Annotated in this window: 15 protein-coding genes; 7 read left to right on the forward strand and 8 right to left on the reverse strand. The window is 66.0% G+C overall.

The genetic code is table 11. The features are described 5' to 3' along the window. Positions 1-7: 7 nt before the first annotated feature. Positions 8-1,450, reverse strand: a complete 1,443-nt coding sequence (locus MTX19_RS08560; RefSeq protein ID WP_280976031.1) for a short-chain fatty acyl-CoA regulator family protein — start codon at positions 1,448-1,450, stop codon at positions 8-10. Between the two features lie 215 nt (positions 1,451-1,665). Here MTX19_RS08560 and MTX19_RS08565 point away from each other — a divergent pair, with 215 nt between their 5' ends. From MTX19_RS08565 to MTX19_RS08580, 4 genes are all read left to right on the forward strand, one after another. Beyond that, complete coding sequence (locus MTX19_RS08565) at positions 1,666-1,863, forward strand: hypothetical protein (RefSeq protein ID WP_280983247.1); 198 nt, start codon at positions 1,666-1,668, stop codon at positions 1,861-1,863. Further along, positions 1,847-3,157, forward strand: a complete 1,311-nt coding sequence (gene aceA / locus MTX19_RS08570; protein ID WP_280983248.1) for an isocitrate lyase — start codon at positions 1,847-1,849, stop codon at positions 3,155-3,157. Before MTX19_RS08565 ends, aceA begins: the two co-directional genes overlap by 17 nt. Before the next feature lie 31 nt (positions 3,158-3,188). Further along, a complete protein-coding gene (locus MTX19_RS08575; RefSeq protein WP_280976033.1) occupies positions 3,189-3,398 on the forward strand; it encodes a hypothetical protein in 210 nt (69 codons plus the stop codon). Between the two features lie 209 nt (positions 3,399-3,607). After that, positions 3,608-4,177 carry a hypothetical protein gene (locus tag MTX19_RS08580; protein WP_280983249.1) on the forward strand — a complete coding sequence of 190 codons (570 nt, stop codon included), beginning with the start codon at positions 3,608-3,610 and terminating at the stop codon, positions 4,175-4,177. Here MTX19_RS08580 and MTX19_RS08585 read toward each other — a convergent pair. After that, a complete protein-coding gene (locus MTX19_RS08585; protein ID WP_280983250.1) occupies positions 4,174-5,061 on the reverse strand; it encodes a metallophosphoesterase in 888 nt (295 codons plus the stop codon). The genes MTX19_RS08580 and MTX19_RS08585 overlap by 4 nt on opposite strands. Positions 5,062-5,196: 135 nt before the next feature. Here MTX19_RS08585 and MTX19_RS08590 point away from each other — a divergent pair, with 135 nt between their 5' ends. The 3 genes from MTX19_RS08590 to MTX19_RS08600 all read left to right on the forward strand — a co-directional run bounded on the left by MTX19_RS08590 (position 5,197) and on the right by MTX19_RS08600 (position 6,738). Continuing rightward, complete coding sequence (locus MTX19_RS08590; RefSeq protein ID WP_280983251.1) at positions 5,197-5,685, forward strand: NUDIX domain-containing protein; 489 nt, start codon at positions 5,197-5,199, stop codon at positions 5,683-5,685. 114 nt (positions 5,686-5,799) lie between these two features. Next, a complete protein-coding gene (locus MTX19_RS08595) occupies positions 5,800-6,312 on the forward strand; it encodes an N-acetyltransferase (RefSeq protein WP_280983252.1) in 513 nt (170 codons plus the stop codon). A 108-nt stretch (positions 6,313-6,420) separates the two neighbouring features. Continuing rightward, positions 6,421-6,738, forward strand: a complete 318-nt coding sequence (locus tag MTX19_RS08600; protein WP_280976039.1) for an EthD family reductase — start codon at positions 6,421-6,423, stop codon at positions 6,736-6,738. 121 nt (positions 6,739-6,859) lie between these two features. Here the strand turns inward: MTX19_RS08600 and MTX19_RS08605 are convergent, their stop codons facing one another. From MTX19_RS08605 to MTX19_RS08630, 6 genes are all read right to left on the reverse strand, one after another. Further along, on the reverse strand, positions 6,860-9,124 hold the full coding sequence (locus tag MTX19_RS08605) for a TonB-dependent receptor (protein WP_280983253.1): 2,265 nt from the start codon (positions 9,122-9,124) through the stop codon (positions 6,860-6,862). A 146-nt stretch (positions 9,125-9,270) separates the two neighbouring features. After that, positions 9,271-9,693: a DUF2946 domain-containing protein gene (locus MTX19_RS08610; RefSeq protein ID WP_280983254.1), complete on the reverse strand. Its 423-nt coding sequence runs from the start codon at positions 9,691-9,693 to the stop codon at positions 9,271-9,273. A 164-nt stretch (positions 9,694-9,857) separates the two neighbouring features. Then, positions 9,858-11,921 (reverse strand): hypothetical protein, encoded by a 2,064-nt coding sequence (locus MTX19_RS08615; protein ID WP_280983255.1) that lies wholly within the window; start codon positions 11,919-11,921, stop codon positions 9,858-9,860. Between the two features lies 1 nt (position 11,922). Beyond that, positions 11,923-14,724: a DUF4159 domain-containing protein gene (locus tag MTX19_RS08620; protein WP_280984733.1), complete on the reverse strand. Its 2,802-nt coding sequence runs from the start codon at positions 14,722-14,724 to the stop codon at positions 11,923-11,925. After that, complete coding sequence (locus MTX19_RS08625) at positions 14,724-15,665, reverse strand: DUF58 domain-containing protein (RefSeq protein ID WP_280983256.1); 942 nt, start codon at positions 15,663-15,665, stop codon at positions 14,724-14,726. The genes MTX19_RS08620 and MTX19_RS08625 overlap by 1 nt, the downstream gene beginning before the upstream one ends. After that, the gene (locus MTX19_RS08630; RefSeq protein WP_280985927.1) at positions 15,665-16,669 is read right to left on the reverse strand and encodes a MoxR family ATPase; all 1,005 of its coding nucleotides are present in this window, start codon (positions 16,667-16,669) and stop codon (positions 15,665-15,667) included. Before MTX19_RS08630 ends, MTX19_RS08625 begins: the two co-directional genes overlap by 1 nt. Positions 16,670-16,852: the final 183 nt, after the last annotated feature.

Below are 16,852 nucleotides of genomic sequence, written 5' to 3' on the forward strand. Positions count from 1 at the left end.
GATCAAACTAGAGCTCCCGCGCGTTCGAGAATGCGAACGACGACACCCGTCGCGTGGTTTCGTCCAGGATCAGGCTGCGCGTGATCGGCGGCTCGGCGCGCTGGCTGCAGTTCTCGCGCTCGCAGAGCCGGCAGTTGACGCCGATCGGCGTGCCCTCGACCTTCTCGAGATCCATGCCGGCGGCGTAGACGAGCTTCGACGCATGGCGGATTTCGCATCCCAATCCGATCGCAAAGCGCGGCTGCGGCTGCGGATAGGGGGCGACCGGCCGGCGCACCATCTGCGCGATCGAGAAATAGCGCGTGCCGTCGGGCAATTCGATCACCTGGCTCAGCAGGCGGTCGGGCATGTCGAAGGTCGAATGCACGTTCCAGAGCGGGCAGGTGCCGCCGAATTTCGAGAACGGGAAGGTGCCCGAGGAGAAGCGCTTCGAGACATTGCCGGCATTGTCGACGCGCAGCATGAAGAACGGCACGCCGCGCGCGTTCGGCCGCTGCAAGGTGGTGAGGCGGTGGCAGACCTGCTCGAAACCGGCGTTGAAGCGCTGCGCCAGCACATGGACGTCGTAGCTGAGCGCCTCGGCCGCGGAGTGAAACGCCTGATACGGCATCATCGCGGCGGCCGCGAAATAATTGGCGAGGGTAATGCGGTAGAGCCTGCGCGCGGTGTCGTCGAGCGGGCCGGCGCGGCCGACGATCGCATCGATGCTCGCGCCGCATTCGGCAAAGCCGAGCTGCAGCGCGAGCTGGAAGCTGCGGCCCGGGCCGTCGACGAGCTCGGAGATCAAGAGCTGCCGGCGATGGCGATCGAAGCGGCGCAACGTCTCGCGCATCACGTCGACCGGCATGATGCGGGTGACGATCGAATGCTTCTCGCGCAGGCGCGCGGTGAGCGCGGCGAACAGGTCTTCGGCCGGCACGTTGATCTCGTCGCGCAGGTTTTCCGCCGCGGTCTCGAGCTCCGGAAAATAATTGCGGTTGGCCTCGATCAGGTCGCGGATGCGCTCGATCGGGTTGGCCTCGAACTGCGAGCCCTCGCGGTCGGCCATCTGCGCGGCGACCAGCGTCTCGCCGCGGCGCGCCTCGGTGTAGGCCGCATAGAGCCGCTGGAGCGCATGCGTCACGCCGGGGCAGAGCTCGGCGAGGTCGCGCAGTTCCTGTTTCGGCAGGTCGATCTGGCGGAACAGGGGGTCGGAGAAGATCTCGTTCAGTTCCGCGAAGAAGCGATCCTCGTCGGCGGTGGCGAGGTCGCGCAGGTCGAGGTCGTAGGTCTCGGCCAGCCGCAGCAGGATCTGCGCCGTGACCGGACGCTGATTGCGCTCGATCAGGTTGATGTAGGAGGGCGAAATGCCGAGCCCCTCGGCGATCTGGGTCTGCGACAGCCCGAGTTGCTGGCGGATCCGCCGGAAGCGGGGGCCGACGAAGAGTTTCTTTCCGGACTCAGCGGGCATCAACGGCTCCCAGGCTGTGGGGGTGAACTCGGATCACCTCGCCCCGCCTGCGGGGAGAGGTCGGATCGGCATCGCCAGATGCGATCCGGGTGAGGGGTACAGGTCCATCCGCGTTTATCGCTCGCGGATGGAGGCCCCTCACCCCAACCCTCACAGGGCGAGCTTCGCTCGTCCCGGCCCCGTAAGTACGGGGAGAGGGAGAAAAGAGCGCAGGCATGGCAGCCTTCCTGACCCTTATTGTGACAAAATTTACAAATCGACATTTGTTACAAGTTCATATGTTACATGACATCACCATTCAAAAACAAGGAGTATATACGAACTTCTTCTTTTCGCGTTTATCTCCTGAGACGCGTTTCGCAATGCACTGTCAAGAATGTCGATTGGAGAAGACAGATGGCGAAGACCTTTGAACAGCTGGTCCCGAATGCGCCGAAGGGCCGTTTCGACGGCATCCAGCGTCCCTACACTCCGGCTGAGGTGGAGAAGCTGCGTGGCTCCTTCCCGATCGCCTATACGCTCGCGGAGCGCGCCGCCAATCGTCTGTGGGATTCACTGCACACGATGCCGTATGTGCACTCGCTCGGTGCCGTGACCGGCAACCAGGCGATGCAGCAGGCCCGTGCCGGTCTGCCGGCGATCTATCTCTCAGGCTGGCAGGTGGCGGCCGACGCCAACACCGCGGGCGCGATGTATCCGGACCAGAGCCTCTATCCGGCCAATGCCGGCCCCGAGCTCTGCCGACGCATCAACCGCGCGCTGCAGCGCGCCGACCAGATCGAGCACGCCGAAGGCGGCGCCAAGATCGACTGGTTCCTGCCGATCGTCGCCGACGCGGAAGCGGGCTTCGGCGGTCCGTTGAACTCGTTCGAGATCATGAAGGCCTATATCGAGGCGGGCGCGGCCGGCGTTCACTTCGAGGACCAACTCGCCTCGGAAAAGAAGTGCGGCCACATGGGCGGCAAGGTGCTGATCCCGACCGCGGCGCATGAGCGCAACCTGATCGCTGCGCGTCTCGCCGCCGACGTCTGCGGCACGCCGACCTTCGTGATGGCGCGCACCGATGCCGAGAGCGCGAAGTTGATCACCTCCGACGTCGACGAGCGCGATCGCGAGTTCATCACCGGTGAGCGGACCGCGGAAGGTTTCTATCGCCTGAAGCCCGGCACGGGCGTCGATCACTGCATCAAGCGCGGGCTGTCGTTCGCCAAATATGCCGACCTGTTGTGGTGGGAAACCTCGACGCCCAATCTCGACGACGCCAAGCGCTTCGCGGAAGCGGTGCGCAAGGAGTATCCGAACAAGATGCTGGCCTATAACTGCTCGCCCTCGTTCAACTGGGAAGCCAACATCGACAAGGACACGATCGCCAAGTTCCAGCGCGAGATCGGCGCGATGGGCTACAAATTCCAGTTTGTGACGCTGGCGGGCTTCCACTCGCTCAATCACGGCATGTTCGAGCTGGCCCGCGGCTACAAGACCGAAGGCATGGCGGCGTATTCCCGGTTGCAGCAGGCCGAGTTCGCCTCGGAGCAGCACGGTTATTCGGCGACGCGCCACCAGCGCGAGGTCGGCACCGGCTACTTCGACCTGGTCTCGACCACCATCTCCGGTGGCCAGTCCTCGACCACGGCGCTTCACGATTCGACCGAGGCCGCGCAGTTCAAGTCGCACGGTTCGAAGATCACGGTTCAGGCGGCCGAGTAAAGACGGCCGGATTTTTCAGAGGAGACTGACAATGACCAAAGGCAGCAATTTCTGGGTGATCGGCGGCGAGTTCGGCTCGATGAACTTCCACAAGCTGGTGGAAGGCTCCGCCCAGGTCAAAGGCCCGTTCAAGACCCGCAAGGAAGCAGAGGACTGCTGGCGCGAGGTCTCCGAAGAGCATCGCCACAAGGCCGGCGTGCGCTTCTCGATCGTCGAGGAGCCGTCGCGGGTCTCGGCCTGACGGCCGTCTTATCCAATCAAGAAACGTCCAAGGACGGCGGCCCCATCCGGTTCATCCGGGTGGGGTTGTCCGCTTTCAGGACAGCTGTCTTGGCTTTGGTCTGGGGATAAGTGGCTGCGTAACCCCTTGGGAACAAACAGCCTTTGCGGACGGCATGGTTGCTGGTAGGTTAACGGTTACGAAAACCCGTCACCATGAGGCCGCGAGGCATGTCTGACCTCCAGAACACCGGCAATGAGGCGCGCGAGCTGCGGCCGACGCTGCGTGAGGCCTTGCGGCGGGCGCGGATCGAGGCGGCCGACCGCACCGGCGTCGTGGTCGAGCTGCGCGATGCCGAGGTGGCGCGGCTCGAGATTCTCAACGACGCACTCGATCCGCTGTTCGCCCAGGTGCCGGAGAAGGTCGACCTGTTCGACCGCGGCATCAGCCAGGGCGAGACGCCGCGGCTGTGGATCGATGTCGTCGCGCACATCCTGATGGGCCGCGACAAGCGCATCTACCGCTTCGTGCAGGACACGAGGTTTGGCCGCATCGTGCTCGCCGAATCGCACGACGTGCCCGCGATCGTCGATGCTGTCACCGACTATGTGGCGCGGCGCCTGATCGAGCGCGAGCACGCGATGGTCGCAACGCCGCTTCCCGTTGCCAAGCCGCCGGCGCCGCCGCCCCTGCCGGCGCCGAAGCGGCGCGGCAGGTTCGGCGTGTTCGTGCTCGGCTTCATCATCGGCGCGCTCACGCTGTTCGGTTTCGCGCTGTTCTCGAGCCTGCGCGACTTCTAGATCAGCCGCGCGGTCGAGAGTTCCACGACACGCCGCTCGCCGTCGAGGCCGCGCACGGTCTGCTCGCAGCGCCACGCATTGCCGTTGCGCTCGATCGAAAACAGGTTGTAGGCCGCGGCCGGATAGTGCGCGCGCGCCAGCGCCGATGCCGAGGGCACGCCGATCGCCGGGATCTTCCAGTCGGGACCGTCAAACCACATCGTCGAATGAATGTGGTCGTGGCCGTGCAGGACCAGCTCGACGCCGTGCCGCTTGAGCAGCGCCAGCAGCTGATGCGAGTCGGTCAACCGCTTCGCGCGTCCGTCGGAGTGCAGCGGGTGATGCACCAGCAGGACGCGGAAGGCATCGTCCCTCGACAGTTGCGCGAGGATCGTGTCCAGCGCGGCAAGCTGCGGGTGGCCGAGCCAGCCAGTCGCCATCAGTGGTGGCGTCGGCACCGCCGAGGAGACGCCGATCAGCGCCACTGGTCCACGCCGGCGCACGAAGGGGAAGCTCACCGGTACGTCGGCGGTATCGCCGCGAAGGTAATCGCTGAAGATGTGGGCGAAGCGATGCCGGGTCGCGCGCACATAGGCGTCGTGGTTGCCGGGGACCACGGTCACGTCGGCGGGGCGGCCGACGCCCTCGAGCCATTCCCGCGCCGGATTGAACTCGGCGTCCAGCGCCAGGTTGACAAGGTCGCCGGTCACGGCGACATGGTCCGGCTGCTGCGCCTGCATGTCCGACACCAGCGTGTCGAGCACGTCGCGGCGGTGATATTTGTGACGGTTGCGTGTCCAGTTGAGATAGCCGAAGGCGCGCTTGCCGGCGAGATCGCGCAGCCGTGCCGCCGGCAATGGCGGCAGATGCGGGTCGGACAGGTGCGCGAGCCGGAACGCCGCCATCATTCGGTCCCGTTCGGATTGCCTGTGAAAGGTGGCCGGCAACCGGTCATGTCGTGCTATCCCGAAAATCCTGCTCTGTATTGGCAAGCGGACCGCGTCCGCGCAAGGATCAAACACCATGATGTCGAGGGTTCAGTGACGGACCTGCCGGGCCTACGCAAGCGCTTCGAGCCGCAGCTCAGGCGGGTGTTTCACTTCTACTGGCGGCTGGTCCGCGGCATGACGCTGGGCGTCCGCGCCGTCGTGCTGGACGCCGACAACAAGGTGTTCCTGGTCAAGCACAGCTACGTTCACGGCTGGTATCTGCCGGGCGGCGGGGTCGAGGTCGGCGAGAGCTTCCTGGAGGCGCTGCGGCGCGAGCTGGTCGAGGAGGGGCGGATCGAGTTCGCCGGCGAGCCGGCGCTGCACGGCATCTTCTTCAACAGCCACGTCTCCCGCCGCGATCACGTCGCGGTCTATGTTATCAGAGATTATCGGCAGGACCGGCTGCCGGAGCCGAATCGCGAGATCGTGGCCTGCGGTTTCTTCGATCCGGCTGCGCTGCCTGACGGCACCACGCCCGGCACACGATTGCGGATCGCGGAGGTGCTCGAGGGCAGGCCGTTGACGGTCACATGGCGGTGACTGCGGCGAGACCGGAAGCAGGCGGATATCGCTCCTGCCGCGACCAGAAAGCCGCGGCTCGCGCCGGCAGGGCGATGGACCGCACGCGCATCAGATGCTATCCCGCGCTCCACAATGACCGAGCTGTCCCTGACCATCCTGCCCGAGACCCCGAAAGACGCCCAGGCGATCGAGCGCCTGCATGAGCGTACCTTCGGGCCCGGCCGCTTCGTTCTCAGCGCCTACCGGCTGCGCGAACATGTCGATCATCTGCTCGATGTCTCCTTCACGGCGCGGATCGGCACGCTGCTGGTCGGGTCGGTGCGGCAGCTGCCGATCTGCATCGGCGACACGCCTGCGCTGATGCTCGGACCGCTGACCGTCGAGCCGCCGTTCCGCAGCCGCGGCGTCGGCCGCGCGCTGCTCGAGCGCGCGATCAACGATGCTCGCGCGAAAGGCCACCGGCTCATCGTGCTGGTCGGCGACGAGGCCTATTATGCACGTGTCGGCTTCAAGCCGATCCCAAAGGGACGGGCAACCATGCCCGGCCCGGTCGATTACAGCCGTCTGCTTGTCCTGGAACTGGTCGATGGCGCCTTCGAGGGCGTGTCCGGGCCGATCCAGCCGGATTGGAGCAAGGCATTTTAGCCTCCTTGCGTCGCCGCCGGAACAGTTGCGCACCCGACAGAACTGAAGCACAGTTGACGTCAAGCGCCGGACCATAGCCGGCACATGTCATGTCAAAGGGAGCGCGCGATGATCAAGGTCAGTGTGATGTATCCAAACAATCCCGGCGCGCGTTTCGATCACGACTACTATCGGGACAAGCACATGCCGCTGGTGAAGGCGCGCCTCGGCGACAAGTGCAAGTACTATACGATCGACAAAGGTCTCGCCGGCGGCGCGCCCGGCGCGCCAGCCACCTATGTCGGAATGTGCCACATCTTCTGCGACTCGGTCGAGGACTTCCAGGCCGGTTTCGGGCCGCATGTGAAGGAGATCATGGGCGACATCCCGAACTACACCGATCTGCAGCCGGTGATCCAGATCAGCGAAGTCGTCGTCGGTCACTGACGACTCGCATCGTCCAAGGCATTCTCTCCCGCCGTGAACGGCAGGAGGGATTTGGCTGCTTCAGCGCGTTGCATCGCCCCGGCCGGCACATGGCGCGTCAGCGCCACGCACCGTGTTGTCGTCACAGCTTCTGTGAAATGCCGACGTAGAAGCCGCGACGCGGCCCATATTGCGGGGCGAACACGCCGATGCCCGAGCCGTCCCTGATCTGGTAGATCGTATCGAACAGGTTGACGACGTCGAAGCGGATCGTGGTCGGCTTGTTCGGCGCGACGATGTTGAAGTCGTGCGACAGACCGAGATTGACCTGGGTATAGCCCGGCAAGTGATCGGTGTTGGCAAAGCCCGAGCGCAGGCCGCTGCCGTAGATCATCGAGGCAGAGAAGCGCGTGCCGTTCCACAGGTATGACGCGCCGGCGGAGGCCGTCCAGGTCTGGGCGTGGTCCGTGTAAATGTAATGTGTGGCGATGTAGTTCAGCTCGTCCTGCTCGAACAGATATTGGTTCGACACCACGTTGGTGGCGATCTGCTTGGCCCATGCGACGTTGCCGTAGGCGCTGAAATTGCCGTTGGTGTACTTGGCCTTGAGCTCGACGCCGACGTTCTCGCCGCGATCGTAGTTGAATCCGGTCAGCACATAGGCGGCGCCGAACTGGCCGTCATCGAGCAGGTCGCGCGCGATCTTGTAGTAGCCATCGACGCCGACCTCGAGGCCCGGGATTGCGTAGATCTTCTGGTCGACGCCGACGTCGAAGACATGGGACCGCTCCGGCAGCACCGGGCTGCTCTTGTTGATCTCCGGCTGCTGCGACGAACCCTGCACCAGGGCGAGATTGACGGGAGCGGCGATGACCTGGGTTGGCGGCGTGAAGTTGCGCGCATAACCGGCATGGAACGTCGTTCCGTCGTACGGCTTCCAGGTCAGATTGATGCGCGGGCTGAGCTGGTTGGCATCGACATATTGATACATCTGGTCGAAGCGCAGGCCGGCATTGAGGGTCAGCTGGTTGGTGATCCGCCATTCGTCCTGCAGATAGGTGCCGATCAGCCAGCCGGTCTTGGCGTTCGAATCGAAGATCGAGTACGGCGCGTCGATCGTGCCCGCGCTCGGATCCGTCGGATCGACCAAAGGCAGAATGGTCGAGAAGTTGTTGACCAGGGACCGCTCGGAGGAGACCGAGAAGCCGAACCTCAGCGTATGGGCGTAGCCGACGCGCCATGCGGTATCTTCCTGGATGCCGTTGACGAAGCTCTGGCGATAGACGTCGGAGGCGACGCCGTTGAACACCAGATCGCCGACCGTGTCGGGGTAGAAGTGCAGCTGGCTGTAGCGGTTGAAGTAGGACAGCTGCATGTCGATGTCCTCGAATGACTTCTGATACGCCACGACGTTGAACTGGTTGAACTCGGTCTGGCGTTCGTTGAGCTTCGAGGAATCGAAATCCGACGTGCCGAAGGCCGTGAAGTTCGGCGTCTGCCCCGGATTGTTCGGGATCTGGTAGGTGCTGTTGGAGACGCCGCCCATATAGGTCAGGCGGCTGGTTGGGTCGATCACCGTCGAGAGATAGAGGAATCCCTTCTCCTGCGACGTGTTGTCGTGGATCGCGTTGTAGGACGGCGTTGGATTCTCGATGCCGACACTGCTTTGGAAATAGCGTCCCGAGACGAAATACTGGGTCTGCCCGACCGTCCCGCCATATTCGAAGCTCGGTGTGATCGTGCCGTGGCTGCCGCCATAGACGCCGACCTTGCCCGTATTGTTGAAGGCATCGGCCTTGGTCTGGATGTCGACCACGCCAGCGGTGCGGAAGCCGAACTGCGCCGGCAGTGCGCCGGTGAGCAAGGCAAGACTGCCCACGATCCCGGTATCGAGGATCTGGCCGAAGGCGCCGACGCCGTCGGGCAGCATGATGCCGTTGATGCGATACTGAACGTTGGCGTGTTCGTTGCGAACATGCAGTTCGCCGCTGGCCGCGGAGTCCTGCGTCACGCCGGGGAACTGCAGCAGCACCTTGTCGATCGGCGCGTCCGCCCCTTGCGGCATCGCCTCGATCGCCTGGTGATTGACCCGATGCGCGTTGGCGCCGACCGGGGCGACAACGTTTTGGCGTGCCGCGTCGAACTTCTCGTTGGTGCTCGTCACCACCTGCGCCTCGGTAGGCGGGGGAGCCGCCGGCGGCGGCGCCGCGCGTCGCGTGGTAACGACGCGCTTCTTCGGGCGCCGCGGCGGCTGCGCGTGCTTGGGTTCGATGACCTCGATTTTTGGCAAGGTGGTGGTGCCCTCGGCTCCAGGCGGAGGGGTCTGCGCACTGGCAACATGGCCCAGTCCGAGCAGCACCGAGGCTGATGCGGACAGGAGGAGGGAAGCTCTGAACGGGGACTTCATGGTCGGGATCCTGAAGGCCGCCAGCTGATCTGTTGTGGTGGAGCTGGCAGGCCTCGCCGTCATTTGCGACGGACCGATTGAACGATTTCTCCGAGACCCCGCCACTCAACGCGGCCCGATCTCAGAGGCACAGACAGCAATCGATGTCAGGAGAGCGGAGGTGCGCGGGAACGGAACGCCGTGGGGGCCGACTTGAGGTGGAGGAATTCGGCATCGGTGGTGCGGCGGAGAAACTCCACCGCTTCCGGCAGCAGCAGCACCGGAGGGCCCGCGACCAGCAGGTTGCCGGCCATCGAGATGACGGCGCAGATCGCGCAATTGTCAGCGGGATGCCGGTTCTTGTCCTGATCGGCCGGCGGCTGCTTGTGGACGACCTGAATTGCGAGATCCGGCGTCGCAGAGGTGCCGATATAGGCGAAGTCGAGCTTCGACAGGCCGGTCTGGACAGCCGGAGCCGCGTTCGCAGCTGCGATGGGATGGAAATGACCGAACGACAGCACGAACTGGACGGCAAGCGCAAACAACGCCAGCCGCGAGCCAGTTCTGATGTGTCTCCGGAACCACTTCATCCGATTGATGCCCGCCCTCGGGACGGCATCATGACCATGACCCCGTGCCGCCCAGTGTTACATTATAACATCGGATGGCCATCGCGATGTCAACCGCCGTCGAGGCAATCTGCGTTCGATCGGCCGTCCTTGTGGGATTGACGCAACGTGTCCGTCGAACCCGATCAGCGTCCTTCGCGCAGCCAGGTGGCTGCAAAGGCGCCGAGCAGCAGCAACAGGCCGACCACCCCGGCGAACATCGGCAAAACGCCGACGCCCTTGACCACGCTCGCATCTCGCATCTTGACGCCGAGCCAGCCGTCGCCGCGGAAGATCGAGGAGCCGTGCACCGGTACGATGCGCGGCATGTTGAGGCTCGATCCGTCGGCAATGCGCCGGGCGTCGCCGCCGGTCGCCTGCGCCAGCGGTTTCAGCGTGTCCGTGGTCGAGGTGACTTCCGAAAACTCCTTCGGATTGGTCGGTCCGACATTGATCAGCGCTTTCAATGTGCCATCGGTCGCCTGCCACAGGCCGAGCTCGTTGGCCGGCAGCGTCGCGCGCCACTCGCCGGGATCGCCGGCGGTCAGCGTCAGCTCGTGCGTGGTGCCGCTCGGCGACGTCACGGTGACAGGCGAGACGGTGTCGGCCATGGTCTGGCGCACCACCGTGAGGTCCTTGCCGTGCACCTGCATGCGCAGCGCCTCTTCGTCGAGGTCGGGTTGCTTCATCAGCCAGTGCGACACCCGCCGCAACAGATCCAGATGCGGGCCGCCGCCTTCGTAGCCGCGAGCCCACAGCCAGATATGGTCGGAGAGCAGCAGCGCGACGCGGCCCTCGCCGAAGTGCGACAGCAGCAGCAGCGGCTTGCCGTCGGCGCCGGTCATGACCGGCGGATTGACCGCGTTGCGGGCGTCGACGCTGCGGAAGAACCGGCTCCAATGCGGCGGCTCGAAGGCCGAGCCCTCCAAGCCGCGCGTCACCGGATGACGTTTCCCGGCATCGCTCAAATGCGCGTAGAATGGCTTCTCGCTCACGCCGACCGGCTCGGCCGGCAGCACCGAGTCGAGCGGCGTGCGCCAGATGCTGGTGGTCGAGGCGTAGTCGGGCCCGGCCGCCACCAGCACCGCGCCGCCGGCGCGGACATAGCGTGCGATGTTGTCGAAATAGGCGATCGGGAGCACGCCCTGGCGGGCGTAGCGGTCGAAGATGATCAGCTGGAATTCGTTGATCTTCTGCTGGAACAGCTCGCGGGTCGGAAACGCGATCAGCGACAGCTCGTTGATCGGCGTGCCGTCCTGCTTCTCCGGCGGGCGCAGAATCGTGAAGTGCACGAGATCGACGCTGGGGTCGGATTTCAGCAGGTTGCGCCAGGTGCGTTCGCCGGAATGCGGCTCGCCCGAGACCAGCAGCACGCGCAGCTTGTCGCGCACGCCGTCGATCGAGACCACGGCGCGGTTGTTGACCGGCGTCAGCTCGTTCTCGAGCGGCGAGGCCTCGATCTCGACGATGTTTTGACCGGCGTGCTTGATGTCGACGTCGACGCTGGCGGTCTGGCCGCTGGTCATCGTGCGCTCGCTGATCACCTCGCCGTCGCGGCGGACCGTGACCTTGGCGCGCTCGCCGGTGACGCCCTGATCGTCGAGCCGGAAGGTGATGGTCTGGCTCTGGCCGACGATGCCGAAACGCGGCGCTGCCGTGATCGCGATACGGCGGTCGCGCTCGTCCTTGCGGCCGGTGACCAGCGCATGCACCGGGGCCTGGAAACCAAGCGCCTGTGCATTGGCGGGAATGTCATGCACGCGCCCGTCGGTGATCATGAACGCGCCGGCGACGCGCTCGACCGGGACGTCCGAGAGCGCCGACGACAGCGCGCCGAACAGCTTGGTGCCGTCGGTCTCGCCGTCGGCCTGGCCGGCCTCGACGACGCGGACTTCGAGCCCCTTGATCTGCTTGAGGCTGTCGACCAGCGCTTCCCTGGCCTTCTCGGTCTCCTGGTTGCGCGTGCCGAAGTTCTGGCTCGGGCTCTTGTCGACCACCACGACGGCCACCGAGGACAGCGGCTCGCGGTCTTCGCGCGTGAACGAGGGATTCGCCAGCGCGAGCAGGATCAGCGCCAGCGCGCCGACGCGCACCGCGGTGCCGCGCGCGCGCGACAAGAGCAACAGCGCTGCGATCACGACGATCGCGCCGAGCGCGAGCCACAGCACGAGCGAAGGAACCAGCGGTGTGAACGCAATACCGTAGTTCATATTATTGTCCCAGCCGCTCGATGAGGGCAGGTGCGTGCACCTGATCGGCCTTGTAGTTGCCGGTCAGCGTGTACATCACGATGTTGACGCCGGCGCGGAAGGCGAATTCGCGCTGGCGCGGCTCGCCCGGCGTCAACGGCAGCATCGGCTGGCCGTCGGGCCGGATCGCCCAGGCGCCAGCGAGATCGTTCGAGGTGATGATGATCGGCGAGACGCCGTCGCCGCCGCGCGCCGGCCGCTGCGCGGCTTCGTCGTCGTCCCCGCGCGGCAGCGCCTCGACCCAGGTTTGACCGGTGTTGAAGCGGCCGGGGAAATCGCGCAGCAGGTAGAACGTCTTGGTCATCACGTGATCGCGCGGCACCGGCTCGAGCTCGGGGACGTCGAGCGTGGACAGCAATTCGCGCAGCGTCTGCATGCCCGGCGTCTGTGATGCGCCATTGTCGCCCGGCCCCGCCTCGATGGCGTCGCGGGTGTCGAACACGACCGTGCCGCCCTGCTTCATGTAGGCGTCGATCTTGTTGATGGCGTCCTGCGGCGGCTTCGGCGCGCCCGGCACGATCGGCCAGTAGATCAGCGGGAAGAACGCGAGCTCGTCGCGGGCCGGGTCCACGCCCACGGGATCGCCGGCTTCCAGCGCGGTGCGCTGCGCCAGGAACAGCGTCAGACCGGACATCCCGGCCTTGACGATGGAATCGACGTCGGCATTGCCCGTCACGACATAGGCGAGCCTGGTCTGCGACGTCGCCTTGATGGCGAAGTCGTCACCGTTCTCGGCGCGCGTCGCCGAGGGCGCCAGGGCGACGAGCATGAAGGCGAACGCAAGCACGACGGGTGCCGCACGCCGCCGCAGCACTGCGGCAAGTCCGGCACCGAGCATCGCCACCACGATCGCATCGATCAGGAACAGCGCGAGTGCCGACGACAGCATGATGCCTCGCAGATCGCGCGGCTCGGTGTTGGTATAGCTCGCGCGCCGCGCGTGCAGGCTCGAGGTATCGAGCGGCGCGATGCGGTCGGACGAGGCAAGCGTGTTGATGGCGACCGGACCGTCGGCCGGGCCGTAGAGGCCGGGCGGATGATCCGCCGTGGCGCGATCGTGATAGTCTGCCGAGATCGGCTTGGCGCTCGAGGGCGGCGGGCCGAACGCGCCGAAGCCGTCGAGCGTCCGCAGCGGCGCCACCGTCTCGGCCTTGGGATCGGCCGCGACGCCGGGGCCGGGCTTCGAGGTGTAGCCGGACATGTCGACCAGCCGCCGCAGCATCTCGACGAAGGTGCCGGACATCGGCAAGTCCGACCAGCGCATGTCGGCGCCGACGTGGAACAGGCTGATCACGCCCTTGCCGCGATGCTCGCCGGTGACGAGCGGCGTGCCGTCCTCAAGCGACGCCCAGCTCTTGGTTGCCAGCACGGCGTCAGGCTCCGCCAGCACCTGGCGGCTCACGGTGACATCCTTGGGCACGCTCAATCCCGCGAACGGGCCGTCGGCGGCGAACGAAGCCATATGCTGCGGCTTCTCCCAGGTCAGGCTGCCGCCGAGGGTGCGGCCGCCGCGACGCAGCTTCACGGGGACGAGGTCGTCGTCGGCCTGCGCGAGGCGCGGGCCTGCGAAGCGGACCAGCACGCCGCCTTGCTCGATCCAGGCGTTGAGCCGGTCGCGGATCTCGGGCGACAGCGTGCCGACATCGGCCATCACGATCATCGGCAGCCGCTGATCGAGGAATTGCGCGATCACCTGCTGCGGCGCGCCGCGATCTCCCAACCGCACATCGGCGAACGGCTGCAGCGCACGGGAGAGATAGAAGGTCGAGGCGAGCAGCGGCTGCGAGGTATCCGTGCTCGATCCCGAGACCACGCCGATCGCGCGGCGGCGCCAGCGCTTGTCGAGCAGCTGGACCGCGCCGGCCGATCGTTCGCCGGCGATCTCGAGCCGGGCGATGTCGTTGCGCAGCTCCACCGGAAGATCGAACGAGGCTTCGGTCTCGCGTTCCTGCGCGGCGAACGTGTAGTGGGCCTCGCCAATCGGCGAGCTCTTGGCGTCGAGCGCGCGCACGGTGCCGCTCGCGATCCCACCGTCGGTGCGCAATACCTTGACCGTCATCTTGGCGGCGGCGTTCTCGGCCGCGACCAGCGCGTGCGCGGGCGGCGCGCCGCCCTCGAAGATCGTCAGGTTGCGGCCCTCGATCACCTTGCCGAGGCCTTCGGCGAATTCGGTGCCGCGACCGGTATCGACGCCGTCGGACAGCCAGGCGATGTCGCAATCGCCGGTCGCCTTGAGGAAGCGTCCGAGCGTTGCAAGCGTGTCGACCCGGTCGATCGAGTAGGGCTTTGGCGCGAGCTGGCGCAGCGCGACGCGCGCGGTGCCGGCCGGCATCAGCGTAATGTCCCGCGCGGGCTCCGACAGCGGCACCAGCGCGACGCCGCGGCGGTCGCTCTCGGCATCGGCGATCAGCTCGTCGGCGGCCTTGATGCGGGCATCCCAGCTCGAGGCGGCGCTCCAGCCGTCGTCGAGCAGGATGACGAGCGGCGATTTGCTCGCGGCAATGCCGGTTTGCGGATTCCAGATCGGACCGGCGGCGGCGAGGATGACGAGCGTGGCGGCGGCAAGCCTGAGCAGCGTCAGCCACCATGGCGTGCGCGACGGCGTCTCCTCCCTCGGCGTGATGTCGAACAACAGCCGCGTCGGCGGGAATTCGACGCGCCGTGGCCGCGGCGGCATCACGCGCAGCAGCCACCACAGCACCGGCAGGCTGACCAGCCCCAGCAGCAGCAGCGGTTCGGCGAAGGAGAGGGGCAGACCCGCGATCATGCGCTTCGTCCCGCCTTGACGATCGAGCGCCCGCCGCTCTTGCTCGCCATCATGCCGGCGTGCAGGAACAGCAGCAACTCGGCCGCGGAGCGACTGGTGGTGTGGGTCGAGAACAGCCAGTCGAGCCGGTTGGTCTCAGCGCGGATCTGGTCGCGATGCAAGGCGACGCGCGCGACATAATCGGTCGTCCAGCTTTCGGCGCGGCCCGCGGTGATGACGCCGCCGCCTTCGGGCTCGACGAATTCGACCCGGCCGGAATAGGGGAAGGTCTCTTCCGCGGGATCGACGACCTGGATCAGGCTGCCATGCGCGCCGGACGAGGCGAGCCCGGCCAGCATCGTCTTGATCTCCTGCAGCGGCGACCAGAAATCCGATAGCACCACGATCTCGGCGAGCGACGACGGCACGAAGGAGGGCGGCAGGCTCGCGCGCGTCTTGTCGTCGTGCAGCATCGCCTCCGCCATCTTGTCGAGCACGGCACGGCTCGCGGTTGGGTTCATCAGGCCGGGAATGCCGACGCGCTCGCCGCCGGCGACCAGCAGCTCGGCCAGCGCGAAGGCGACGATCAGGCCGCGCTCAAGCTTGCTGTCGCGAGCACCGCGTGAGGCAAAGACCATCGAGGGCGAGCGATCGGGCCAGATCCACACGGTGTGCGCGGCTTCCCATTCCTGCTCGCGGACATAGAGATGGTCGTCGCGGCCCGAGCGTCGCCAGTCGACGCGCTGCGACGGCTCGCCCGAGACGAAGCGGCGGTACTGCCAGAAGCTTTCGCCCGCGCCGGCGCGGCGGCGGCCGTGCAGGCCGTGGATCACGTTGGCGGCGATGCGGCGGGCCTCAAGCACCAGGCGCGGCAGCGATGCGGCGAGCGTTCGGCTTTCGCCATCTGCACGTCGGACCGCCAGTTTCTCCTCGTTCAGGTGCCTGTTCTCCGCCGCCATCAACCGATCCGCGTCTTCAATTGCCTGATCACATCAGGAATGGTGCGGCCCTCGGCGCGCGCCGAGAAGGTGAGCGCCATACGATGCTTGAGCACGGGTTCCGCGAGATCAAGCACGTCGTCGATCGATGGCGCGAGCCGCCCGTCGAGCAGCGCGCGAGCGCGGACCGCCAGCATCAGTGCCTGGCTGGCGCGGGGACCCGGTCCCCAGGCGATCAGCTTGCCGGCTTCGCCGCCCTCGGGGCCGGGGCGTGCGGCGCGAACCAGCGACAGGATCGCCTCGACCACGGAATCGCCGACCGGCAAGCGGCGCACCAGCCGCTGTGCGGTGATCAGCGCTTCCGCGTCCATCGACGGCTTGGCGGCGGTCTCGTCGGCGCCGGTGGTCTCGAACAGGATGCGTCGCTCAGCGTCGCGATCGGGATAGTCGACATCGATCTCCATCAGGAAGCGGTCGAGCTGCGCCTCGGGCAGTGGATAGGTGCCTTCCTGCTCCAGCGGGTTCTGCGTCGCGAGCACATGGAACGGCTTCGGCAGGTCATGCCGTGCGCCGGCAACGGTGATGTGCTGCTCCTGCATGGCTTGCAGCAGCGCCGACTGGGTGCGTGGGCTGGCGCGGTTGATCTCGTCGGCCATCAGCAGCTGCGCGAACACCGGACCGGAGATGAAACGGAACGAGCGCTTGCCGGTCGAACTCTCGTCCAGCACCTCGGCGCCGAGAATGTCCGACGGCATCAGGTCGGGCGTGAACTGGATGCGCTTGGCGTCGAGCCCGAGCGTGATGCCGAGCGTCTCGACCAGCTTGGTCTTCGCAAGGCCGGGCACGCCGATCAGCAACGCATGGCCGCCGGACAGAATCGTCACCAGCGTGTTTTCGATCACCCGATCCTGGCCGAAAATGACGGTGGAAACCGCTTCCTTGGCGGCGCGGATCTGGCCGGCGACCTGTTCGGCCGAACGGACGATCACATCCTCCAGTTTCTCGACGCTATCTGCACCAGCCATTCTGTCCGCTCCTTCTTGACGATGCGCGCTTCCCGCGTCGTCATGTCATGGCCCTCATGCTAAACCTGCACGAAGGCCATGTATTCGTTGAATTAAACTATCCCCACCTTATCGGTATTTCAGGGTATGAACGGCATCACGATGTGGCGAGAATGGCATCCCGATCACATCTCAAGATATGTG

The organism is Bradyrhizobium sp. ISRA464 (assembly GCF_029910095.1).
GTDB lineage: Bacteria > Pseudomonadota > Alphaproteobacteria > Rhizobiales > Xanthobacteraceae > Bradyrhizobium.